Source organism: Polynucleobacter sp. HIN5, assembly GCF_030297555.1.
Classification (GTDB): domain Bacteria; phylum Pseudomonadota; class Gammaproteobacteria; order Burkholderiales; family Burkholderiaceae; genus Polynucleobacter.
Genome location: NZ_AP028136.1, coordinates 1 through 22,366, shown reverse-complemented (window position 1 = coordinate 22,366; position 22,366 = coordinate 1). Strand labels below are relative to the sequence as shown.

The following is a 22,366-nucleotide window of genomic DNA, read 5'->3' as shown; positions in this document are numbered from 1 at the left end:
GTCGATATGATCAATTCTTGATTACTGTCGTTAAAATATTCTAATGAATATATCAAACGATCTTTTATTTGCACAAACCCATGAATGGGTTAAACGTGGTGATGACGGCCAATATTGGGTTGGCATTAGTAACCATGCTCAAGAGGCGCTTGGAGATATCCTTTTTCTGAAGCTTCCTGAACTTGGGTCTTCAGTGAAACGGGGTGAGGCTTGCGCTACGATTGAATCGCTCAAAGCGGCGAGCGATATTCATGCACCAATTAGTGGGATCATCAGTGAAATTAATGCCGCTGCGGCTGAAAAACCGGAGAGCGTCAACGCACAACCCTATGATGTTTGGCTCTTTAAAATTCAAGCGAAAGATGAATCACTATCTGTTGACGAACTTGCGTTATTACAAAGCGCCGGTCAATACGAGTCTGGCGCTAGCAACTAAACAAATAATGGATCCCGCTCTATGGACCAGCGCACTTTACCCACCTTTGACAATCGTCCGACCGATTGTTGGCGTAAGTAGTTTTCAAGCTCATTAAGTAAGGCCTGAAGCGGCGCCCTATGCCGCGACTCAATTAACAGCTGCGATCGCTCCCATCCGCCTAATCGAGCGATTGATTTGGGCACCGGATCAAAGACCGTGATCCCCATTTGTAAATGAGCGGTTTTCTGCAAAAATTCTTTTGCGTGATTTAGCCACGTCAATGCTTCTTTTTTCTGCTTTGCCTCCGCATGCACTAAAGCTTGATAACTAAATGGTGGCAAGCCCGCCTCCTGACGAATAGACATTAAATGCTCCATAAACCCAGTCAGATCAAATGTTTTTATATATTGATACACAGGATCATCGGGATATCGAGTTTCAATCAATATCTGGGTAGGCTCACCACTAAACCGACCAGCTCGGCCAGCCACCTGAACGAGTTGAGCAAATAAATGTTCCGGCGCCATATAGTCATTGGAATACAGTCTTGAATCTGCATCCAGGACACAAACTAGGCCGATATTTTGATAATCGTGCCCCTTCGCCAACATTTGTGTACCAACGATGATTTGTGCCGTACCAGCGTGTATTTCTTGAAACAGCGCCTCAGTCTTTTTGCTCGTGCGGGCAGTATCGGCATCAACGCGCAATACCGTTGTCTGTGGAAACAATGTTTGCAATTGATCCTCAACTTTTTGGGTCCCCCTACCCAGCGGCTGCAAATCAACATCGCCACACCTTGGACACCCCTGAGGAATGGCTTTCACTAGGCCGCAATGATGGCAACACAGCATGGGCGTTTTAAAGTGGCCCAACTGACGATGCATCACCATGTAACTAGAGCAATGATCGCACTCGCTTAACCAATCGCACGATGAGCAACTAATCACCGGCGCCATACCCCGCCGATTGATCAATATTAGACTCTGTCGACCTTTGTGAAGATTCTGTTCAAGCGCCCGGATCATCACAGGGCTGATAGTGATTGACCGCGAGGATTTATCGGGGGCCACCAGCTCAACATTGGGCATTTGAAACCCCCCAGCTCGATTATTCAATTGAATTTCCTGATACCGACCTTCTCTTACTGCGTGCCAGGTTTGTGAGGAGGGCGTTGCCGAAACCAAAACAATTGGCAAGCGTTCATTTTTTGCACGCCACACCGCTAAGTCGCGTGCTGAATAAGCCATACCTTCTTGCTGCTTAAAGGAGCCATCGTTTTCCTCATCGACCACAATCGCAACCAATTTTGGCAAGGGGGTCATGATCGATAATCGTGTTCCTAATACAATGCGCGCCACCCCTGTCATTGCCCGATACCAAGCAATGCCGCGTTGCTTCTCCGTTAACCCACTGTGAAGTACTGCCAACGCCTCTTCGGGAAAATACTCTTGAATCCGTCTTTGTAATTGCGGAGTTAAATTAATTTCGGGCAGCATGATTAATACTTGGGCGCTGGGATCTTGCTTGAGCAGGACTTCGATAAACCTAAGATAAACAGCTGTTTTGCCACTACCGGTTACCCCGTTGAGAAGGAACGCATTAAATGTCCCTGGTTTATGACCATTTAGGATTTCAATTGCTCGTCTTTGATCAGCATTAAGCGCTTCAAGGGAAAGTCTTTTCTCCTCTGCTTTTGTTTCAGTTACACCCTTTGTTTCGAGTTTTAATTGATCAAGCGACTTACTCCAATTGCTCGCAGTACGCCACCATTTTGGTATTGCTGAAACGATCGTTTCACCAAGTCCATGAACATAGTATTGGGAGGCAAAATGCGCCAACTCCATCAAGTGGCTATCCAATGGGTTTATGGGTGCGGCCTGAAGAACTTTCTTTAATTTTGATACATTTAAATGAGAGTAAGTAGTTACTTCAATAACTAAACCTGGCAGATTGGTTCGTCCAAAAGGAACCTCAACCAACATCCCGACCTGGGGCATGGCGCGAAGCATTTCTTTATCCCAAAGGTAGTCAAAGGCCTCGGGAAGGGGCCGATCAACAACTACTTTAACAATGATTGGTGTTGATTGATTCAATGAAGTAGTGTGTTATTTAATCTGTGGATAACTTTGTGGACAACCGCTTCTTGGGCTCGTAAATAAGAAAGGGGATAGCGGATCCTAACTTCCTTGAAGCAAATGAATAGTAAGGAATATTTAATTAAATCAATAATTTGTCTTATAAACTCAAACCTTAAGGTTCGGTCTATTAACAATCTCCATGAAATCCAATGGGCCGATATCATTTGTGCATAAGTCTACCCCCAAACCCAGCAAAACAAAGGGGGGAAGCTAAATCACGCCCTACGCAAATATTCTGAATGCTCGATTACGGTCTTGGCTAAAACAGTAACGCTATCTGGATTCGTAAATTGAGAGATTCCGTGCCCTAAATTGAAAATATGGGCATCCAGGGGGTGGAGATCCGCTTTCAGAGCAGGGGCCTTGCTAAGACCATCCAAAATTTTCTTAGCCTGTGCCTCAATTTGATCTGAATTGGCAAATAAGGCTAGGGGGTCAAGATTGCCTTGGAGTGCAATGGATTTATTTTTTTCGACCAGCTGGGCTCTTGCTTTAGCTACTGACATTGTCCAGTCAAGCCCAATCACATCGGCTCCGGATTCTGCCATGTCATTGAGCCATAGACCGCCGCCCTTTGTAAAAATAATAACTGGTACCTTTTGGCCGTTTAACTCGTGAGGAAGCTGGTCAATTACCTTACGCATACTTGCCAATGAAATGTCTTGATACCAACCGTCAGGCAGCAGCCCACCCCAGGTATCAAAAATCATGAGCGCCTGAGCGCCCGATCGCAATTGCTCCGTTAAGTAGGCTGCCACAGACTGAACATTGATGTCCAGGATGTGCTTTAGCAAATCGGGGCGATTAAACATCATGGTCTTCGCATGTCGAAAATCATCTGATCCTGAGCCATCGACCATGTAACAAGCTAAGGTCCATGGACTACCCGAGAATCCAATCAGCGGAACGCGCTGCTTACCATCTTGAATCAACGACTTCCGAATTTGTGCCACCGCATCAAACACGTATTGCAGTTGATGGAGGTCTGCGGGCCTTAAGTTTTTTACAGCCTCTTCGGTTCGCAGGGGATGGGCAAAACTTGGGCCCTCGCCCGCAGCAAACTGAAGGCCCAGACCCATTGCATCTGGGATCGTCAAAATGTCAGAAAACAAAATAGCCGCATCTAAAGGGTAGCGATCTAAGGGCTGTAATGTAACCTCTGTTGCATACGCGGGATTTTTAGCAAGGCCCAAAAAACTGCCAGCTTTCGCACGGGTTGCATTGTATTCAGGTAAATATCGGCCAGCCTGACGCATGAGCCACAAAGGCGTACGATCTGTTTTTTGACCCAAACAGGCCCGTAGGAAGCGATCGTTTGCTAACAATTACGATTACTTTTTACGACGCAAGCGTGCAATAGCGGCCAACTGTGCTGCTGCCATTGCGAATTCAGACTGAGCGTAGGCAATATCAAAATCACCAGCACGATTTTGCATCGCCTCTTCTGCACGCTTTTTTGCCTCAAGCGCTTTGGCTTCATCAAGATCATGCCCACGGATTGCCGTATCCGCTAAAACCGTAACACGGTCTGGCTGAACTTCTAAATAGCCGCCGGCAACAAATACAAACTCTTCATCGCCGTCCGCCTTTTCAATCCGCACTGAGCCAGGCCGAATACGAGTAATCAGGGGGGTGTGGCCATGCAGGATTCCAAGCTCGCCGGATTCGCCCGGTAGGGCCACAAATTTAGCCTCACCGCTAAAAATTGACTGCTCTGCACTCACCACATCAACATGAATGGTTGCCATTAGAGTTTCTTCGCCTTCTCAATAGCCTCATCAATCGAACCAACCATGTAAAAAGCCTGTTCTGGCAAATGGTCAAGCTCGCCACTCACAATCATCTTAAAGCCACGAATTGTCTCTTTCAATGGAACGTATTTTCCAGGCGAGCCAGTGAAAACTTCCGCGACGTGGAAGGGCTGCGACAAGAAACGCTGGATCTTACGAGCACGGGCAACGGCTAACTTATCTTCAGGGGAGAGCTCATCCATGCCCAAAATCGCAATGATGTCCCGCAACTCTTTATAACGCTGCAAGGTCATTTGCACGCCGCGAGCAACTTCATAATGCTCGCTTCCTACCACCTGCGGATCAAGCTGCCGGCTCGTTGAGTCCAAAGGATCAACCGCAGGATAAATACCCAAAGCTGCAATGTCTCGGGATAGCACGACCGTGGAATCTAAGTGCAAGAAGGTGGTAGCTGGTGACGGATCGGTTAAGTCGTCTGCAGGAACATAAACGGCTTGAATCGATGTAATCGAGCCTGTTTTGGTTGAAGTAATTCGCTCTTGAAGCTTTCCCATCTCTTCGGCCAAGGTTGGCTGATATCCCACGGCTGATGGCATGCGGCCCAATAGAGCAGACACTTCAGTGCCCGCAAGAGTGTAGCGGTAAATGTTGTCAACGAAGAACAGGATGTCACGGCCTTCGTCACGGAATGCTTCGGCCATCGTCAAGCCGGTTAACGCAACCCGCAAACGGTTGCCTGGAGGCTCATTCATCTGACCAAAAACCATGGCCACTTTATCGATCACGTTTGACTCTTTCATTTCATGATAGAAGTCATTACCTTCACGAGTACGCTCACCGACTCCCGCAAACACTGATAAACCAGAATGCTGTTTCGCAATATTGTTGATGAGTTCCATCATGTTCACGGTTTTTCCAACACCAGCGCCCCCGAAGAGTCCGACCTTGCCGCCCTTAGCAAATGGGCAGACGAGGTCGATCACCTTAATACCAGTTTCAAGCAAATCCACCGATGGTGAGAGCTCATCAAACTTTGGTGCAGATTGATGAATTGAGCGGCGATCTTGGGTCGCAATTGGACCTGCGTCATCGATCGGACGACCTAATACATCCATGATGCGGCCTAAGGTTGCGGGACCAACCGGTACAGAAATTCCCGCGCCAGTCGCCTTCACCTCCATGCCACGACGCAGACCATCACTAGCTCCCATCGCAATCGCGCGAACCACGCCATCGCCAATTTGCTGTTGAACCTCAAAGGTCAACCCTTTTTCAGCAAATGAGGCTTCATTGCTTTCAACCAAGGTTAATGCGTCATAGATATTGGGCATTTTGTCTCGGGGGAACTGAATATCCACCACTGCACCAATACACTGAACAATATTTCCGATGCTCATCACATTTCTCCGCTATTTAATCTTTAAAAATCTTTACTTAAACCGCTGCTGCGCCGCCAACGATTTCGGAAAGCTCCTTGGTAATTGCTGCTTGACGGGTTTTGTTATAAACCAGCTGCAATTCACCGATCACATTCTTTGCGTTATCAGACGCAGCCTTCATGGCGACCATCCTTGCTGACTGCTCTGACGCCATATTTTCTGCAACTGCCTGATAAATCAGCGCCTCAATATAGCGCTTCAAAAGACCGTTTAGCACTGATTCGGCGTCAGGCTCATAGATGTAATCCCAACCATAGCCAGAATTTGACTCTTGGCTTAAGTCATCAGCCTCGAGCGGCAAAAGCTTCTCTAAAACAGGCTCTTGTTTCATGGTGTTAATAAATCGGGTATAGGCTAAATACACCGCATCCACTTCGCCACGCTCAAATGCATCGAGCTGCGCACTGATTGCCCCAATCAAGCTATCCATGTGTGGGGTATCGCCCAACAAAACAGATTGGGACAAAAGCTTTGCCTTGGTTCGATTTAAAAACTGCAAGCCCTTCGAACCAATTGCAGTGAACTCAACAGAAATATTCTTCTCGCTAAAGTCGCGCATCTGATTTGTAACTAAACGAAGGACATTGGTATTTAAACCGCCACACAATCCCTTATCGGTACTTACTAAAATTAGACCCGCCTTCTTTATCTCGCGTACCGCCATGTACACCGGACGGTATTCTGGATTTGCTTTTGAGAGATTGGCGGTGATTGTCCGAATTTTTTCAGAATAAGGTCTTGCTGAACGCATGCGCTCTTGAGCGCGCCGCATCTTGGAAGCGGCGACCATTTCCATCGCTTTAGTGATCTTGCGCGTATTTTGAACGCTCTTGATCTTGGTGCGTATTTCTTTTGTGCCGGCCATGATTGCCTATCTTAAAAAGTGCCAGCGCGTTTAAAGTCTTCAATAGCTGAGCGAAGAGCAGCCTCATCGTCTTTGCTTAAATCTTTGGTGTCCTCAATACGGCCAACCAAATCAGCATACTTTGACTTTAAATGCTCATGCAGGCCCTTTTCGAATGGCAGAACCTGTTTGATTTCTAAGTCATCAAAAAAGCCGTTATTCACCGCGTACAAAGAGGCGGCCATTTGCCATACTTGCATAGGCAAATACTGGGGCTGCTTAAGCAACTCGGTAACTCGACGACCGCGCTCTAATTGTTTACGGGTCGCTTCGTCAAGATCAGAAGCAAACTGGGCAAAAGCTGCTAATTCGCGATATTGGGCAAGGTCTGTACGAATACCGCCTGAAAGTTTTTTGATAACTTTGGTTTGTGCTGCACCGCCTACGCGCGATACTGAAATACCGGCATTAATTGCGGGTCGAATGCCTGCGTTGAACAAATCGGTTTCCAAGAAGATCTGACCGTCCGTAATCGAAATCACATTGGTTGGCACGAAAGCAGATACGTCACCAGCCTGAGTCTCGATCACGGGCAAAGCAGTTAATGATCCGGTTTTTCCTTTAACAGCACCGTTTGTAAATTTCTCTACATACTCTGCATTAACTCGAGCAGCGCGCTCTAAGAGGCGGGAGTGTAAATAGAAAACATCGCCAGGATAGGCCTCGCGACCGGGTGGACGACGTAGCAGAAGCGAAATTTGACGATAAGCAACAGCCTGTTTAGTTAAGTCGTCATAAATAATCAGGGCATCTTCACCGCGATCACGGAAATACTCACCCATGGTGCAACCAGCGTAAGCGGATAAATACTGCATCGCGGGCGATTCCGATGCGCTTGCTGCAACCACAATGGTGTATTCCATCGCACCAAGTTCGGTCAACTTGCGAACCACGTTCGCAATTGTCGATGCCTTCTGGCCGATCGCAACATAAATACAGTAAACGCCCTTACCCTTTTGATTAATGATGGCATCCACAGCAACGGCGGTTTTACCAGTTTGACGATCGCCAATAATGAGCTCGCGCTGACCGCGGCCAATCGGCACCATCGCATCAATCGCTTTTAGGCCAGTTTGCAACGGTTGACTAACTGATTGACGAGCAATCACGCCGGGAGCGACTTTTTCAATAAAGTCTGTCAGCTTAGTATTTACAGGGCCCTTGCCATCGATAGGCTGACCAAGTGCATTAACAACTCGACCGAGCAGTTCTGGTCCAACTGGAACTTCAAGAATGCGGCCGGTACATTTAACGGCGTCTCCTTCTTTAATGTGAGTGTATTCACCCAATACCACGGCACCGACGGAGTCGCGCTCTAGATTCAATGCCAAACCAATGGTGCCGCCAGGAAACTCGAGCATCTCTCCTTGCATAACTCCAGATAAACCATAAATTCGGCAAATACCGTCGGTTACCGAAATCACGGTTCCCTCATTACGAATCTTTGAATCAACGCCTAATTCGTTAATTCGGCTTTTGATCAGTTCGCTGATCTCGGAAGGGTTTAGTTGCATCAATTACTCCTAGATATAAATCGAATATTCTTAATAAGTCCCTGCGTTAAGCAATCAACCGATCGTGCAAGTGGCCAAGTTGGGCTCTTACGGAGCCATCCAAAACCTCGTCGCCCACTTGGACGCGTACCCCGCCAATTAAATTAGGATTGATCACTACCGTTGGGCGCAATTCTTTTCCACCAAAACGTTTTTTTAGGGCAACAAGTAAATCATTCAAAGCGGCGCCCTCGAGAGGGAAGGCTGAGGTAATGAGAGCCTCTGCAGCACCCTCGCTTTTATTCTTCATCGCCGTAAATTGCTTAGCAATCTCAGGCAAAATAATTAGGCGATGATTATTGGCCAAAAGCTTAATAAAGGCACTCATTGACTCATCGGGCTTTGATTTAAGAAAACTCAAAACCAACTTGGCAAGATCGTCGGCACCTAATTTTGGATTACTGACGAGCGTTGCAAGCTCGTTGTTTTCCAAATATTTGGCAAGCTCATCGAGCTGCTTTTCCCATGATGACAAATCATTTGGCTTGGCACTTGCAAACAAGGCCTCAGCATAAGGGCGGGCAATGGTGGCAATGTCAGCCATTTAAAGTTCTGCCTTTAGTTGGTCAAGCAGTGCCGCATGCGCCTTAGGATCAACCTCGCGTCGCAAAATTTGCTCCGCACCCCTGACAGCCAAACTAGCAACCTGTTGGCGCAGCTCGTCGCGAGCCTTGCCCACTTGTTGTTCTGCGTCAGCCTTAGCCTGCGCAATAATTCGTGCGGCTTCCGCTTGGGCATTTGCTTTAATTTCCTCGGCCGCCAATTGAGCGCGCTTTTCAGCTTCCGCAACACGCTGAATACTCTCTTGGCGAGCGGAACTCATTGCCTCTTCTGCCTTTTTCGTCGCACTTTCAAGATCTAATTTTCCCCGCTCAGCTGCAGCAAGACCTTCTGCCACTTTAGAGGCCCGCTCATCGAGCGCCTTCACCAATGGGGGCCACACAAATCGCGCCACGACCCACCATAAGACGAAGAAAACGATCATTTGCGCGAATAAAGTCGCGTTTAAATTCACGATATTCCTTTCAAAACTTGTTGCAGTGATGGGTCATCGACCCACAACTAAATTACTTAATAACAGCAAGTAATGGGTTGGCAAATGCGAACAGCATCGCAACACCAACGCCGATGAGGAAAGCCGCGTCAATCAGACCAGCCAATAAGAACATTTTGGTTTGAAGTTCATTCATTAACTCAGGTTGGCGTGCAGCACCCTCAATGAACTTTCCGCCCATCAATCCAATACCCAAACAAGCGCCTAATGCGCCAAGGCCAATGATCAAACCGATACCGATTGCAGTAAGGCCTTGAATGTTTGCGAGAAATTCTTGCATGTTGTTAACTCCTAAAGTTTAAGTGTGTAAAAAATAAAAATTAATGATGGCTATGTGCCTGACCGATGTAGACCAATGTCAACATCATAAAAATAAAAGCCTGCAAAAGAATGACCAAAATATGAAAGATGGCCCAGGCAGACCCAGCAATCACATGTCCAACCAAACCTAAAGCACTCAAGTCCAAACTAAACGTCCAAATACTCCCTAACAGAGCAATTAATAAGAAAATCAATTCGCCCGCGTACATGTTTCCAAACAGCCGCATCCCCAAAGATACGCCTTTTGCAATGTACTCAATAATGTTCAAAATCAAATTAAAGGGAGCCAAATACCATTTGGCTCCAAATGGGGCCGATAAAAGCTCGTGCACAAAGCCACCAACGCCTTTTATTTTGAAGCTGTAAAAGAAGACTAGAAGAAGAACGGCGAACGACATTCCTAGGGTTGCGTTTAAGTCGGTGGTTGGTACCAACTTATGATGAGGAACATGAATTCCAAAGTTTTCTAAGAAATGATTTACTCCGACAACCCAATCAACAGGAACCAAATCAAGGGTGTTGAGAAGCACAATCCAGCAAAAAACAAAGAGGGCGAGAGGAGCGATATAGCTTCGGTCACCATGCACAATGCTCTTGGATTGAGTCTCAACCATTTCAACTAACATCTCAACCAAGGCCTGAAATCGACCCGGGACACCAGGTGTAGCGCGTCTTGCTGCAATCAATAAAAAACCGACTGCCAAGAGCCCCATGATCAGGGTCCAAAAAAGTGTATCAAGATTAATTACGCTGAAGTCAATAATCGACGGCTGAGCACCACCAATATTATTAAGATTTTGCAAATGCTCAGCAATATATGCTGTGGGTGTTAAGGGTTCGCTTGAAGCCCCGTGCGCTGCGCTTGCCATCGTTTAGCAATTCCTATTGTTACTAAAAAAGCTGCTCACCGCCAAAGCCACGCAAGTAAATAGCACTTAAGTGTGACCAAGTAAGTGACCAGCAACGGTATCCACTGCAGATCTGGGATGCTCAAAGCAACCCACACAAACAAAGCAATCGTTCCGGCAATCTTTATAAACTCGCCAGAAACCACTGCCGCTAACAGACTTCCTGGACTCTGATTTCTTTGCTTCTTGCTAACGCTCAAACGGAGCGCAAACAGCGTCGCAGGGAAAAATCCAATAAATCCACCCAAAAGAGCTGAAAAAAAACAAAGTCTCGACTCTTGTGGGTTCGCAAAAACAAACCAAACCATTGCCATTGCAAGCGTTGTTGCTACTTGAAAGCCAATAATTGCCCAGGGCGACAAAGAGAAGAAGGCCTTTCGGTTCGCCCTTTTCAGAGCATCCATTTCTTCTCTGGAGTACACCTTGAAAGCATTTTCTTGCTCGTCAAGCACATCCCAAGATTGCGATGGCGCTGATTGATTTTTTTTGGGAATCAATTAAGCCTCAATATTTTAGTATTTACCCTAGAAAATATCAATTAATTTAGACACTTTTATTAGGAATGGTCGGTAATTTCCAATTTTTTTAATAGGGAATCAAGCTCATCAAAGTGACTAAAGTAAAAACGCAGCTCCCCGCCCTTCTTGTTGGTCTTAAAAACTGCTTCCAGACCAACTAAATCAGCCAAGGTTTGAGCAAGGCGCTTGTAATCTTGGTCTTGGCTAATCGGGTGCCTTGATTTTCCTTTTACGGAGGCCTTGCGAGATAGATCACCGGCCACCAGGGCCGCCGAACTCGCCAATCGCTCTGCCTCACGAACCGAGAGGCCTTGAGCAATAATTTTTTGGGCCAAGGCAACTTGACTTGCGCCTGGCAGGGTCAAAAGTGCCCTTGCATGGCCCATATCCAAATCGCCAGACAAAAGCATTGCTTGAACCGCACCTGAAAGTTGCGATAAGCGAAGCAGATTGGTAATGGCGCTCCTCGATTTGCCCACAGCCTTTGCGGCCTGCTCATGAGTAAAACTAAATTCATGGATCAGACGAGATAGTCCACGAGACTCTTCAAGCGGATTTAGGTCCTCCCGCTGCATATTCTCAATCAGAGCAATGGCGGCGGCGGCCTGATCGTCGACCTCCAAAATTCGCACGGGCACCTCATCAAGGCCCGCAAGTGTTGCGGCTCGAAAACGTCGTTCGCCCGCAATAATCTCGTAACGCCCATCATCAATTTCACGAACCAAAAGGGGCTGCATCACACCGCGCTCTCGAATGCTATCGGCCAATTCTTTAAGGGGCTCATCGGCCATGATCGTACGAGGCTGGTATTTGCCCGCTTGCAAACGCTGCAGCGGTAGCGACTGCAATACCTTATCAGCAACAAAGCCTGCTTTATCTGCTTTGCTACTGGCGCCCAATAATGCGTCGAGGCCACGCCCCAATCCCTTTTTTTTATTTACACTCATCGTTCACCTACATCGTTTTAATTCGTTGAACCATTTCACCCGCAAACTCAATATAGGCCTGTGCGCCTCGAGATGATTTGTCAAAAATTACGCCTGGCAAACCAAAGGAGGGGGCTTCAGCTAAGCGCACATTGCGCGGAATAATTGTTTTAAACACTTTGTCGCCAAAGTGCGTATTGAGCTGTTCGGAAACCTGTTGTTGTAAGGTAACTCGGGTATCAAACATGACCCTCAGAAGCCCAATGATTTTTAAGTCTGGATTTAAGTTGGCATGTACTTGTTTGATGGTATTAACCAAATCAGAAAGCCCCTCTAGAGCAAAGTATTCGCACTGCATGGGGACCACTACGCCATTCGCTGCACACAAACCATTGAGGGTTAATAAAGACAGTGCGGGAGGGCAATCGATCAATATGAAATCGTATTGATCGGCAACCTCATTTAGTGCGTTTTTTAGTCTTGCCTCGCGACCTTCCAAATCAACCAACTCAACTTCTGCACCAGCCAATTCTCGATTTGCAGGCAAAACGCTATAGCCAGATTCTGATGCGAACTGGATTGCCTCACTTGCGGAGGCAATCCCAATCAACACGTGATAAACGCCGCTTTTAATCGTCGACTTATCAATACCTGAGCCCATAGTTGCATTTCCCTGGGGGTCCAAATCCACCAAAAGCACGCGCTGTCTTTGAGCAACCAACCCGGCAGCCAAATTAACTGCGGTGGTTGTTTTTCCTACCCCGCCCTTTTGGTTTGCAATGCAGAATGTTTTGGCCATAATATTTATTGTTGATATTGAAAAACTAAGAGTCGGCGATCAAGCGCTTGCCCAGGCAAAGAGAGCTGGCACTCCTCAAGAAGCGTCCAGTCTTTGCTCGATACCTCTGAAATTTCTTCTTCGCTTTGTTGACTCTTCATCGCAAATACAAAACCGGATGATTTTAATAAAGGGGCCGATAGATCAAGCAGCCTATTAAGGCGCGTAAATGCTCTTGCAGTAATGGCATCAAAAAATGCCCGATGGGTCTGGGCGACATTCTCAACTCGACTTGACATAACCTGAAGATGACTAAGGCCCAAGCCACCACGAACATGTTGCAGAAAAGCGGCTTTTTTCTTGCTCGCCTCAATTAGACTAAAAACCCAAGCGGGCTGAAGAATGGCCAAGGGTATGCCCGGTAGACCGCCCCCCGACCCCAAATCAGCAATTTGAATCGGTGCCTCATTGACCCGCAAGGGTGTTTGCAAATACCGCCGCAAGATCGGCAAAACAACAATTGAATCAATCAGATGCAAATGAAATGCCGCCTCCGTTTCATCAATAGCGGTGAGATTATGGACCCGATTCCAGCGCAGCAGCTCAGCTAGAAAATATTGCATCGCAGCAGCCTCTTGGGGGAACAAGCCCGCTGCTTTTAGGCCCTCATCAACCTCAAGACTCATGACAATAGTTGGGTTTTTCCAATACCCTTTTTTAAGTGAACCAAAAGTAATGAGATGGCGGCGGGCGTTACCCCAGAAATGCGCGAAGCCTGGCCGAGGGTTTCAGGTTGATGCAAGTTTAGCTTTTGCCAAACCTCAACCGATAGGCCCTTAACCAAGGAATAGTCCAAATCCCCGGGCAAACGAAGGGTTTCGTAATGCTCATGGCGCTCGATTTCAATTCGTTGCCGCTCAATATAGCCCTCATATTTAATCGAAACCTCGACTTGGTCAAAAACCTGACGCTCTAGGTGAGGGTCTTCAAGACTTGGGGAGTTCTGCGTAAAAACAGGATCAACCCGAATCAGAGAGCGGTAGTCAACCTCGGGACGTCTTAAGACCTCCGCTAAGCTGCACTCGTGTGCCAAAGCTTGGCCTAGAAAAGCCTCCAGCTGTTGAGCAGTGTGATGTTTTGGGCCAACCCGGAAGGAGCGCAGGCGTAATGTTTCACGTGAAACATGCTCCTGCTTTCGTTGAAAAAACTCCCACTGCTCATCGCCCACGAGACCAAGACTCCGTCCAATTTCAGTAAGTCTTGCATCGGCATTGTCCTCGCGCAAACTTAAACGATACTCGGCGCGACTGGTGAACATTCGATAGGGCTCTTGAACGCCCCTTGTAATTAAATCGTCAACCAAAACGCCAATATATGACTCGCTTCTTTTTGGCAGCCAGGGCTCCTGGCCCCCCGCCAACAGGCTTGCATTGATCCCGGCGAGCAAACCCTGGGCCGCGGCCTCTTCATAGCCAGTTGTTCCATTAATCTGCCCAGCAAAAAATAAGCCGCCAATCGCCTTGGTTTCTAAGCTGTGCTTCAGCTGCCGCGGGTCAAAATAGTCATACTCGATGGCATACCCTGGGCGGACGATATCTGCGTTCTCAAGCCCACGAATACTGCGGACTAGAGCCATTTGAATATCAAACGGCAGACTGGTTGAAATTCCATTGGGGTAAAACTCGTTGGTTGTTAAGCCCTCCGGCTCCAGGAAGATTTGGTGACTCTCTTTGGCAGCAAAGCGATGAATCTTATCTTCAATAGAAGGGCAGTAGCGCGGGCCAACTCCCTCGATCACGCCCGTATACATCGGTGAACGATCCAATCCGGAGCGAATAATGTCGTGTGTCTGGCTATTGGTATGGGTGATCCAACACGGCACCTGGGGGGGGTGTTGTTCAGGTCTGCCCATAAATGAAAAACATGGAATGGGATCTAAGTCGCCCGCTTGTTCTTGCATGACAGAGAAATCCATAGTCCTACCATCAATGCGGGGCGGGGTACCGGTTTTTAGGCGCCCCTGAGGCAATTTCAACTCTTTTAAGCGGGCCGAAAGGGTGGTTGCGGCAGGGTCTCCGGCACGGCCTCCGCTGTGGTTCGTTAGGCCAATATGAATTTTTCCATCCAAAAAAGTTCCCGCGGTCAATACAACACTTTTTCCTTCAAACTGAAGGCCGCTCTGGGTTCTAACCCCCCGAACCTGATCGCCGACAGCAATTAAATCATCAACGGCGGCCTGAAATAGGGTGAGGTTTGCTTGGTTCTCGAGGCGCCGACGAATGGCAGCCTTATATAAAATACGATCGCCTTGCGCCCGCGTTGCACGAACCGCTGGGCCCTTGCTTGAATTCAAAATTCGGAATTGAATGCCAGCCTCATCGGTTGCGGCGGCCATGGCGCCGCCCAAGGCGTCGATTTCCTTCACTAAGTGGCCTTTACCAATACCCCCAATTGACGGGTTACAGCTCATTGCCCCCAGCGTTTCAATGCTGTGAGTTATTAAAAGGGTGTTTGATCCCCTGCGAGCAGACGCGAGCGCGGCTTCGGTACCAGCATGACCGCCGCCGACCACAATCACATCAAATTTCTTGAAATAAAGCATGGATTTACCCAATTAGGGCGTTGATCATAGCATTTTTACTGTTTCACGTGAAACAATCTGGGGGCTGGATGTGCCTTAAGAAGACAAGCTATTGATTTAATTAGAAAAAAATGCTGAATAGGCTGATCTAGCAATGAGGGCCAGCACCACAATTAAGAATATTTTCCGAACAAATTGGCTGCCATGTGCAATTGCCAACATGCTCCCCACTTGACTACCAAGAATATTGGCTACCATTAGGCTCAAACCAAGGGGCCAATCAATAAAGCCGAGGCTTGTAAGCATGATGATGGTGGCCAGATTGGTGGTGACATTAACTAATTTGGTCGCCGCAGAAGCGTGCAAAAAGTCAAAATAAAAGATTCGCACAAAAGCAAACAGAAAAAAACTTCCGGTTGCCGGGCCAAAGAACCCATCATAAAATCCTATGACCAGCCCCATCACCACCGCCTTGGGGACCTCATGACGGCCTATTTTGTTAGCAGGGCGATTCTCAAGCCCCATGCTCGGGGCAAACCAAGTGTAGGCGAGTAAGATCGCCAACATAAATGGCAAAGCCTTTCGAAGGGGCTCAGGCGGAAAAACACTAACTGCCAGTGCGCCCAATAGCGCACCAATAAATCCAGCAATGATGGCTGGGCCTAAAATGTTCCAAGGTAACCTTGCGTGGCGCAAATAACGCCTTGCTGCATTGATTGTTCCGCCAATCGAAGACACTTTGTTGGCACTCAAAAGGGTTGCCGGGTGAGCATCTGGGTAGGCGGAAAATAAGGCTGGCACCTGTATTAGCCCCCCGCCACCAGCAATTGCATCAACCAAGCCCGAGGCAAAGGCCGCCACCAGCAGCAAAAGCCACACATAAGAACTGAAATCGACTACTGTTTCCACGGTATAGCTTAAAAAAATAGATAGTTACCTAGCCTGTGACTTCCAGGCTACAAACTTGGCAAGCGACTCTTTACAAACCTCATCGAGCATATCCAGTGGGATTCGTTGCGCACCTTGGATAATCATGAGCGCATAGGGCTTTGCTAATGCACTGGCCTCTTTAGACAAAATCAGTTCGTCACCCCTAGAGGGCGACTGAGAGCGCCAATAATTGATGGCGGCCTCTAGCTCTTGAATGGAAACAAACAACATATCGACAACCGATCAATCGATGTCGAGCATCGTGCCTCGGCACTTTTTATTGCCACAATGACAGGCGTATTCCTTCAGTAACTTTTTAGTGGGCTTTTCGTCCAAATTTAACGAATAATCATAGAAAAGCTCTTCGCCAGGAAGAAGATTACGCTTTGCAAAAATAAAAACGCGGCCCTCACCATCGACCACGATTTCGTCGGCTTTGCAATTTGGTTTACAGGAATGATTAATCCAGCGAGCTGCATTACCGCCAACGTTTGCATCAATGACCCGACCATCTTCCAACGAGAAATAAAAAGTGTGGTTCGGCTGCTCTGGATCGTGAGGGTGGCGACGCAGGGCCTCTTTCCAACTAATGCGCTCTCCAATGTACTCAATAATGGCTGAACCCTTTGCAATTTCTTTTTTTACAAAAACTCCGCGTCCATGGATTTTTGAGTTTTTAACCGCAATAGATGATTTCGCCACGGTTTTCGGGGCTTTGTTTTTTTTCATGGGATTAGATATCTAAATTGCGTGCGATTAAAGCGTTCTTTTCAATAAAAGCACGTCGAGGATCAACCTCGTCGCCCATTAGGGTTGTAAAGACCTGATCGGCCATGATGGCGTCTTCGATTTGAACGCGCAACAGCCTTCTGGTGCTTGCGTCCATAGTGGTTTCCCAAAGCTGTTGGGGGTTCATTTCACCCAAGCCCTTATAACGCTGGCGACTGATGGAACGCTCAGCCTCGGAAAGCAACCACTCAAACGCCCCACGAAAATCAGCAACCACACTCTCCTTATTTGATTTCTCAGGATCTCCGCGCCGCACGCGGCTGCCTGGAGGAACTTTTCCAGAAAGTGACAAGGCGGCATTCATTAGGCTTTGATAATCATCGCTTGCGACAAAATCAGAGCTAATCACCGAAATTTTTAAATTCCCGTGAACGCGTTTGGACAACAGAAGTCGATAGCGCTCCGTTCTTTCTTCCTTTTGAACCACAATATCGGTAGGGGTCGAAAGAGGATTCGTATTTTGTGAAAACGCCTCTCGCAGGCGTTGCGCGGAATCTTTGGCTAAAGCCTCTGTATCAAAATTAAGGCTTACGCCCGCAGCCACGGCCCTAAGAGCATCTTCATCCATTGTTCTTGATAGTCGATCAACCACCGCCTGAATGTTTTGATAGTGCTTCGCAAGGCCCTCTAACTCTTGGCCGGAGATCTTTTTTCCTACCGGAGTTTCAATAAAAGCCTGCTCAAGGGCAATTTTGAACAATAACTGATTTAGTTCGGCATCGTCCTTAATGTACTGTTCGCTTTTACCAAACTTAACCTTATAGAGCGGGGGCTGAGCAATATAGACATGTCCGCGCTCAATCAATTCTGGCATTTGGCGATAAAAGAAGGTTAAGAGCAGTGTGCGGATGTGGCTGCCATCCACGTCGGCGTCGGTCATGATGATGATCCGGTGATAGCGCAATTTATCGGCTTTATATTCTTCGGCACCAATCCCGGTACCCAAAACCGTAATTAAAGTAACCACCTCTTGGCTACCCAGCATCTTGTCAAAACGCGCTTTTTCAACATTTAAGATCTTGCCCTTAAGGGGTAAGATCGCCTGAAATTTTCGGTCGCGTCCCTGTTTGGCTGAGCCGCCGGCGGAGTCACCCTCAACAATAAATAATTCTGATTTAGCGGGATCCTTTTCCTGACAATCCGCAAGCTTACCGGGGAGACCAATGCCATCGAGAGCGCCTTTGCGGCGGGTCATTTCACGAGCCTTGCGGGCAGCTTCGCGCGCTTTCGCAGCATCAACAATCTTGCCACATAAAATTTTTGCGTCTTGCGGTTTTTCGGCTAAATATTCTGCAAGCGCCTGCGCAACCACCTCTTCAACGGGGCCGCGAACCTCACTTGATACCAACTTATCTTTGGTTTGGCTTGAAAATTTTGGCTCCGGCACCTTAACGGAGAGAACGCAGGTAAGCCCCTCCCGCATATCGTCACCAGAAATTTCAACCTTTGCCTTTTTTGCAACCTCATTTTCATCAATGTATTTGTTGATGACACGGGTCATTGCCGCACGCAGGCCTGTTAGGTGAGTGCCGCCATCGCGCTGAGGGATGTTGTTTGTGAAACACAAAACTTGTTCGTTATAACCATCATTCCATTGCATCGCAACCTCAACGGTAATTTGACCGCCAAGGTCCGACGGGCGCTCAGCTAATGCATGAAAGATGTTTGGGTGTAAGACGGTTTTTGTTTGATTGATGTACTCCACAAAACCCCGCACACCGCCCGAAAAAGCGAAGTCCTCTTCCTGGCCGCTGCGTTGATCAACAAGGCGAATATGAACCCCGTTATTTAAGAACGAAAGCTCACGTATTCGCTTTACGAGAATTTCATAGTGATACTCAATGTTGCCGAAAATCTCTTCATCTGCCAGAAAATGAACCTCTGTGCCACGCAGATCCGTTTCCCCCGTGATCGAGATTGGGGAAATCTCAACCCCATTTTCTGTTTGGATGTTTCGGTTTTGAACAACGCCGCGAGCAAACTCCATGTGATGAACTCTACCGTCGCGTCGAATGGTCAAGCGTAACCATTTTGAGAGAGCGTTTACGCAACTAACTCCGACACCGTGAAGCCCGCCGGATACCTTATAAGAGTTCTGATCAAATTTGCCGCCTGCATGAAGCTCTGTCATTACGATTTCGGCAGCGCTACGCTTGGGCTCATGTTTATCATCAAATTTAATGCCGGTAGGAACGCCTCGGCCATTGTCGATGATAGAAATAGAGTTATCGGTATGAATCACAACCGATATTTCGGTACAGTAGCCCGCTAGCGCCTCATCAATCGAATTATCAAGAACCTCAAATACCAAGTGATGTAAACCGGTTCCATCGGAAGTGTCGCCAATGTACATTCCTGGTCGCTTACGTACCGCCTCCAACCCCTCCAAGATTTGAATGGATGAGGCGCCGTACTGCTCATTGGTTTGATTTTCTAAAGACATGAATTTTCTAGTTTGAACTTACAAAGACAGCAAGACTTAGATGCGCATCGGCATTACAACGTACTTAAATGCCTCCGATCCAGGTAATGTAATAACAGCGCTACTATTGGCATCCCCAAGACTAATTTGAATTTCTTCGTTTTTAATGTTGGCCAAAACATCAAGAAGGTAGCTAACGTTAAAACCGATATCGACAGCATCACCACTATATTTAGTTTCTATTTCCTCTTGAGCCTCTTCTTGTTCAGCATTTGTGGACTGTATAGTAATTTTATTGTTTGTTAATGAAAATCGAACGCCTTTGAATTTCTCGGTTGTCAAAATAGCGGCTCGCTGTAACGCGGCTTGTAAAGTTTCGCGGTTTATAGAAAGGGAGTTTTTGTGCCCTTTGGGAATCACGCGCTGATAATCCGGAAACTTGCCTTCAACTAACTTTGAAATTAATTCAATATCGCCAAAATTAAACTTGATTTGATTGTTGCTAATACTGATATCAACCAGCTCGTCCGTATCCTGCAATAAATGCTGGCACTCTAAAATTGTTTTACGAGGAATAATAACTTCTTGCTTTTGACCATTGCCGGTGGGGCTTGCATCAAGCTCAATATGACTGTAAGCCAAGCGATGACCATCGGTTGCAACCGCAATCACATCTTTCCCTTCCACAACCAAAAGCATTCCATTTAGGTAATAGCGGATATCCTGCTGAGCCATCGCAAAATAAACTTGACTAATAAGTTGGCGGAATTTTCTTTGACTCATACCCCAGCTTGAATGGACCTCAGAGTGGGATTGCATGACCGGAAACTCGTTAGCAGCTAAAGTTTGAAGAGAAAAACGACTCTTACCGCTTTGCACCACCATCTTGTTATCTTTGAGATTAAGACTGACGGGACCCTCGGGTAGGGCTCGCAGAACATCCAAAATCTTCCGAGCGCCAACCGTTGTAGTGACATCGCCATCACCAACCCCAAAATTCGCCTTGGTTGTAATTTGTATCTCAATGTCCGTAGAAACAAAAGATACCGAGGACCCTGTTTTCTTAAAGAGTAAATTTGCTAAGATCGCTAACGTGTGCCGACGCTCAACAATGCCACTGACCACCTGTAAAGGCTTTAATAATTCATCTCGGGTCGCGTTGATTAGCTGCATTATTCTTTAATTCCTTTTTATATTTATATCGTAGTAATAATAAGGGCGTCTTTTTCTGTTGATAGGTTAAATTTTATAGTGAAATCAAGCTCTTTTCGAGAAATATTGGTGTGGATAAGTGCGGTATAACCCATGAATAAATTGTGAACAAGGCTCACATTACAAAAACCGAACCACCTATTCACAAATCTATTAAACACCAATTAACACGCTTATCCCACGGGCCGTCCACAGGCTTATCCACAGCTTAGTTTTTTAAGCTTTGCTCGAGAACATGCAACTCGTGGTTAAGGTGTGAGTCGTGCTGGCGCTCCTCGGTAATTTTGCGAACCGCATGTAAAACCGTGGTGTGGTCTCTACCACCAAAGAGCTCACCAATTTCAGGCAAGCTTTTTTGGGTTAATTCCTTCGCGATAAACATTGCAATTTGCCTGGGACGGGCAATGTTGGCCGGGCGCTTTTTGGAATACATGTCGGCAACCTTGATGTTGTAAAAGTTAGCAACCGTTTTTTGGATGCTTTCAACTGAAATTTGTCGATTTTGGATCGACAAAAGATCTTTAAGCGCGCTGCGAGCCACCTCAATATTGACTTCTTTGCCGTGAAAGTGAACGTAAGCCAGGATCTTTCTTAGCGCCCCTTCGAGCTCACGAATATTGGAGCGCAAGTGTTTGGCGACAAAAAACGCAACATCTTCGCTCATTGGAATGCCCTCAATTGCCGCTTTTTTCATCAAAATAGCGACCCGCATTTCTAGTTCCGGCGGCTCAATGGCCACGGTTAGCCCAGAATCAAACCGGGAAATTAGGCGCTCATCGATGCCCTCCATCTCTTTTGGATAGGTATCGCTGGTAATAATTACTTGAGCCCCATTGCTGATAAGGGCCTCAAAGGCATAAAAGAACTCTTCTTGAGTGCGCGATTTTCCACCAAAAAATTGAATGTCATCAATTAGCAACAGGTCTAGAGAGTGGTAATAACGCTTAAACCGATCAAACGCCTTTTGTTGATAGGCCCTAACCACATCCGACACATATTGTTCAGCATGGATATACCGAATCTTGGCGTCCGGCCTCTCTTTGAGAAGATGATTACCAATCGCATGGATTAGGTGTGTTTTGCCAAGACCAACACCACCATACAAGAACATGGGGTTATAGGACGCCCCGGGGTTGTGGGCAACCTGTATGGATGCGGCGCGCGCCAACTGATTCGCTTTGCCGGTGACGAAGCTTTCAAAGGTAAGACCGGGATTCAGTTTGGAGTGTTCTCGATCAGCAAGCACGGCCCCGAGGTTGGTCTCGGGCCCTTCCTCAAACTCAACCTCTAAATTCCCTGGATTCAATGCGGGGTCTGGTGAGGAGCGGGGACCAACCTCTTCCACCAATGCTTCTGGGTTCGCGCCCGGACTGGGTGCTTTGGCAACACCTTTTGATGAATCAGCGCCGAGCGTAAATTGAAGGTTAATAGGGCTCCCATAATAAGAGGAGGCAATTTCATGAAGTCTTGAAGAGAAGGTACGCTTAATCCAATCAAGCTTAAATGGGTTTGGCGCCCCAATTAATAGTAATCGCTCACTTTCGTCATAACCCCTTATTTTAAGGGGTTGAATCCAGGTCTTGAATTGTTGTGGGGAAAGCTCCTTGGCCAGAGTTTCCAATGCCAAGTCCCAAAAACCAAGCGGATTCGGGTGTATAAGAAGGGGTGGTAGATCAGGTTTGCTCATACGAAATTTAGGATTTGATTGTAGCGAGTCTTAA

22 protein-coding genes are annotated in these 22,366 nt (G+C 47.1%); 1 reads left to right on the top strand and 21 read right to left on the bottom strand.

Annotated features, from left to right (window positions below; genetic code table 11):
- The first annotated feature begins 43 nt into the window (after window positions 1-43).
- On the top strand, window positions 44-436 hold the full coding sequence (gcvH, locus tag QUE61_RS00110; protein WP_286306997.1) for a glycine cleavage system protein GcvH: 393 nt from the start codon (window positions 44-46) through the stop codon (window positions 434-436).
- Here the strand turns inward: gcvH and priA are convergent.
- The 21 genes from priA to dnaA all read right to left on the bottom strand — a co-directional run bounded on the left by priA (window position 433) and on the right by dnaA (window position 22,332).
- On the bottom strand, window positions 433-2,514 hold the full coding sequence (priA, locus tag QUE61_RS00105; RefSeq protein ID WP_286306996.1) for a replication restart helicase PriA: 2,082 nt from the start codon (window positions 2,512-2,514) through the stop codon (window positions 433-435). The two genes, gcvH and priA, sit on opposite strands and share 4 nt — an antisense overlap.
- Window positions 2,515-2,774: 260 nt before the next feature.
- Complete coding sequence (gene hemE / locus QUE61_RS00100; RefSeq protein ID WP_286306995.1) at window positions 2,775-3,884, bottom strand: uroporphyrinogen decarboxylase; 1,110 nt, start codon at window positions 3,882-3,884, stop codon at window positions 2,775-2,777.
- A gap of 6 nt (window positions 3,885-3,890) precedes the next feature.
- Window positions 3,891-4,307 (bottom strand): F0F1 ATP synthase subunit epsilon, encoded by a 417-nt coding sequence (locus QUE61_RS00095; protein WP_286306994.1) that lies wholly within the window; start codon window positions 4,305-4,307, stop codon window positions 3,891-3,893.
- Window positions 4,307-5,707, bottom strand: coding sequence for a F0F1 ATP synthase subunit beta (atpD, locus tag QUE61_RS00090; RefSeq protein WP_286306993.1), 1,401 nt, complete (start codon window positions 5,705-5,707; stop codon window positions 4,307-4,309). The genes QUE61_RS00095 and atpD overlap by 1 nt, the downstream gene beginning before the upstream one ends.
- A gap of 37 nt (window positions 5,708-5,744) precedes the next feature.
- Window positions 5,745-6,614, bottom strand: coding sequence for a F0F1 ATP synthase subunit gamma (gene atpG, locus QUE61_RS00085; protein WP_286306992.1), 870 nt, complete (start codon window positions 6,612-6,614; stop codon window positions 5,745-5,747).
- A gap of 11 nt (window positions 6,615-6,625) precedes the next feature.
- Window positions 6,626-8,167, bottom strand: a complete 1,542-nt coding sequence (gene atpA / locus QUE61_RS00080) for a F0F1 ATP synthase subunit alpha (protein WP_286306991.1) — start codon at window positions 8,165-8,167, stop codon at window positions 6,626-6,628.
- A 46-nt stretch (window positions 8,168-8,213) separates the two neighbouring features.
- Window positions 8,214-8,750 (bottom strand): F0F1 ATP synthase subunit delta, encoded by a 537-nt coding sequence (locus QUE61_RS00075; protein ID WP_286306990.1) that lies wholly within the window; start codon window positions 8,748-8,750, stop codon window positions 8,214-8,216.
- Complete coding sequence (locus tag QUE61_RS00070) at window positions 8,751-9,221, bottom strand: F0F1 ATP synthase subunit B (protein ID WP_286306989.1); 471 nt, start codon at window positions 9,219-9,221, stop codon at window positions 8,751-8,753.
- 52 nt (window positions 9,222-9,273) lie between these two features.
- Window positions 9,274-9,540, bottom strand: coding sequence for a F0F1 ATP synthase subunit C (gene atpE / locus QUE61_RS00065; RefSeq protein WP_108468215.1), 267 nt, complete (start codon window positions 9,538-9,540; stop codon window positions 9,274-9,276).
- Between the two features lie 40 nt (window positions 9,541-9,580).
- The gene (gene atpB / locus QUE61_RS00060; RefSeq protein ID WP_286306988.1) at window positions 9,581-10,450 is read right to left on the bottom strand and encodes a F0F1 ATP synthase subunit A; all 870 of its coding nucleotides are present in this window, start codon (window positions 10,448-10,450) and stop codon (window positions 9,581-9,583) included.
- Window positions 10,451-10,485: 35 nt separating this feature from the next.
- Entirely contained in the window at window positions 10,486-10,986 is a 501-nt protein-coding gene (locus QUE61_RS00055; protein WP_286306987.1) for an ATP synthase subunit I, read from the bottom strand.
- 59 nt (window positions 10,987-11,045) lie between these two features.
- Window positions 11,046-11,954, bottom strand: a complete 909-nt coding sequence (locus tag QUE61_RS00050; protein WP_286306986.1) for a ParB/RepB/Spo0J family partition protein — start codon at window positions 11,952-11,954, stop codon at window positions 11,046-11,048.
- Between the two features lie 7 nt (window positions 11,955-11,961).
- The gene (locus tag QUE61_RS00045) at window positions 11,962-12,732 is read right to left on the bottom strand and encodes a ParA family protein (protein WP_286306985.1); all 771 of its coding nucleotides are present in this window, start codon (window positions 12,730-12,732) and stop codon (window positions 11,962-11,964) included.
- A 5-nt stretch (window positions 12,733-12,737) separates the two neighbouring features.
- Window positions 12,738-13,397, bottom strand: a complete 660-nt coding sequence (gene rsmG, locus QUE61_RS00040; RefSeq protein ID WP_286306984.1) for a 16S rRNA (guanine(527)-N(7))-methyltransferase RsmG — start codon at window positions 13,395-13,397, stop codon at window positions 12,738-12,740.
- Entirely contained in the window at window positions 13,394-15,313 is a 1,920-nt protein-coding gene (mnmG, locus tag QUE61_RS00035) for a tRNA uridine-5-carboxymethylaminomethyl(34) synthesis enzyme MnmG (RefSeq protein WP_286306983.1), read from the bottom strand. Before mnmG ends, rsmG begins: the two co-directional genes overlap by 4 nt.
- 96 nt (window positions 15,314-15,409) lie before the next feature.
- Window positions 15,410-16,201 carry a sulfite exporter TauE/SafE family protein gene (locus QUE61_RS00030; protein ID WP_286306982.1) on the bottom strand — a complete coding sequence of 264 codons (792 nt, stop codon included), beginning with the start codon at window positions 16,199-16,201 and terminating at the stop codon, window positions 15,410-15,412.
- A gap of 24 nt (window positions 16,202-16,225) precedes the next feature.
- A complete protein-coding gene (locus QUE61_RS00025) occupies window positions 16,226-16,453 on the bottom strand; it encodes a DUF3717 domain-containing protein (protein WP_286306981.1) in 228 nt (75 codons plus the stop codon).
- 12 nt (window positions 16,454-16,465) lie between these two features.
- Complete coding sequence (locus tag QUE61_RS00020; RefSeq protein ID WP_286306980.1) at window positions 16,466-16,951, bottom strand: SET domain-containing protein; 486 nt, start codon at window positions 16,949-16,951, stop codon at window positions 16,466-16,468.
- A 4-nt stretch (window positions 16,952-16,955) separates the two neighbouring features.
- Window positions 16,956-19,454 (bottom strand): DNA topoisomerase (ATP-hydrolyzing) subunit B, encoded by a 2,499-nt coding sequence (gene gyrB, locus QUE61_RS00015; protein WP_286306979.1) that lies wholly within the window; start codon window positions 19,452-19,454, stop codon window positions 16,956-16,958.
- Window positions 19,455-19,490: 36 nt separating this feature from the next.
- Window positions 19,491-20,606: a DNA polymerase III subunit beta gene (gene dnaN, locus QUE61_RS00010; protein ID WP_286306978.1), complete on the bottom strand. Its 1,116-nt coding sequence runs from the start codon at window positions 20,604-20,606 to the stop codon at window positions 19,491-19,493.
- A 247-nt stretch (window positions 20,607-20,853) separates the two neighbouring features.
- Window positions 20,854-22,332 carry a chromosomal replication initiator protein DnaA gene (gene dnaA, locus QUE61_RS00005; protein ID WP_286306977.1) on the bottom strand — a complete coding sequence of 493 codons (1,479 nt, stop codon included), beginning with the start codon at window positions 22,330-22,332 and terminating at the stop codon, window positions 20,854-20,856.
- Window positions 22,333-22,366 lie beyond the last annotated feature (34 nt).

Coding starts and splice junctions, on each gene's coding strand:
- QUE61_RS00020 (WP_286306980.1), bottom strand. CDS start 16,951: ATGAAAAAAAACAAAGCCCCGAAAACCGTGGCGAAATCATCTATTGCG.
- atpD (WP_286306993.1), bottom strand. CDS start 5,707: ATGAGCATCGGAAATATTGTTCAGTGTATTGGTGCAGTGGTGGATATT.
- atpE (WP_108468215.1), bottom strand. CDS start 9,540: ATGCAAGAATTTCTCGCAAACATTCAAGGCCTTACTGCAATCGGTATC.
- atpA (WP_286306991.1), bottom strand. CDS start 8,167: ATGCAACTAAACCCTTCCGAGATCAGCGAACTGATCAAAAGCCGAATT.
- dnaA (WP_286306977.1), bottom strand. CDS start 22,332: ATGAGCAAACCTGATCTACCACCCCTTCTTATACACCCGAATCCGCTT.
- QUE61_RS00025 (WP_286306981.1), bottom strand. CDS start 16,453: ATGTTGTTTGTTTCCATTCAAGAGCTAGAGGCCGCCATCAATTATTGG.
- QUE61_RS00075 (WP_286306990.1), bottom strand. CDS start 8,750: ATGGCTGACATTGCCACCATTGCCCGCCCTTATGCTGAGGCCTTGTTT.
- QUE61_RS00095 (WP_286306994.1), bottom strand. CDS start 4,307: ATGGCAACCATTCATGTTGATGTGGTGAGTGCAGAGCAGTCAATTTTT.
- gcvH (WP_286306997.1), top strand. CDS start 44: ATGAATATATCAAACGATCTTTTATTTGCACAAACCCATGAATGGGTT.
- atpB (WP_286306988.1), bottom strand. CDS start 10,450: ATGGCAAGCGCAGCGCACGGGGCTTCAAGCGAACCCTTAACACCCACA.
- QUE61_RS00050 (WP_286306986.1), bottom strand. CDS start 11,954: ATGAGTGTAAATAAAAAAAAGGGATTGGGGCGTGGCCTCGACGCATTA.
- gyrB (WP_286306979.1), bottom strand. CDS start 19,454: ATGTCTTTAGAAAATCAAACCAATGAGCAGTACGGCGCCTCATCCATT.
- atpG (WP_286306992.1), bottom strand. CDS start 6,614: ATGGCCGGCACAAAAGAAATACGCACCAAGATCAAGAGCGTTCAAAAT.
- QUE61_RS00045 (WP_286306985.1), bottom strand. CDS start 12,732: ATGGCCAAAACATTCTGCATTGCAAACCAAAAGGGCGGGGTAGGAAAA.
- rsmG (WP_286306984.1), bottom strand. CDS start 13,397: ATGAGTCTTGAGGTTGATGAGGGCCTAAAAGCAGCGGGCTTGTTCCCC.
- dnaN (WP_286306978.1), bottom strand. CDS start 20,606: ATGCAGCTAATCAACGCGACCCGAGATGAATTATTAAAGCCTTTACAG.
- mnmG (WP_286306983.1), bottom strand. CDS start 15,313: ATGCTTTATTTCAAGAAATTTGATGTGATTGTGGTCGGCGGCGGTCAT.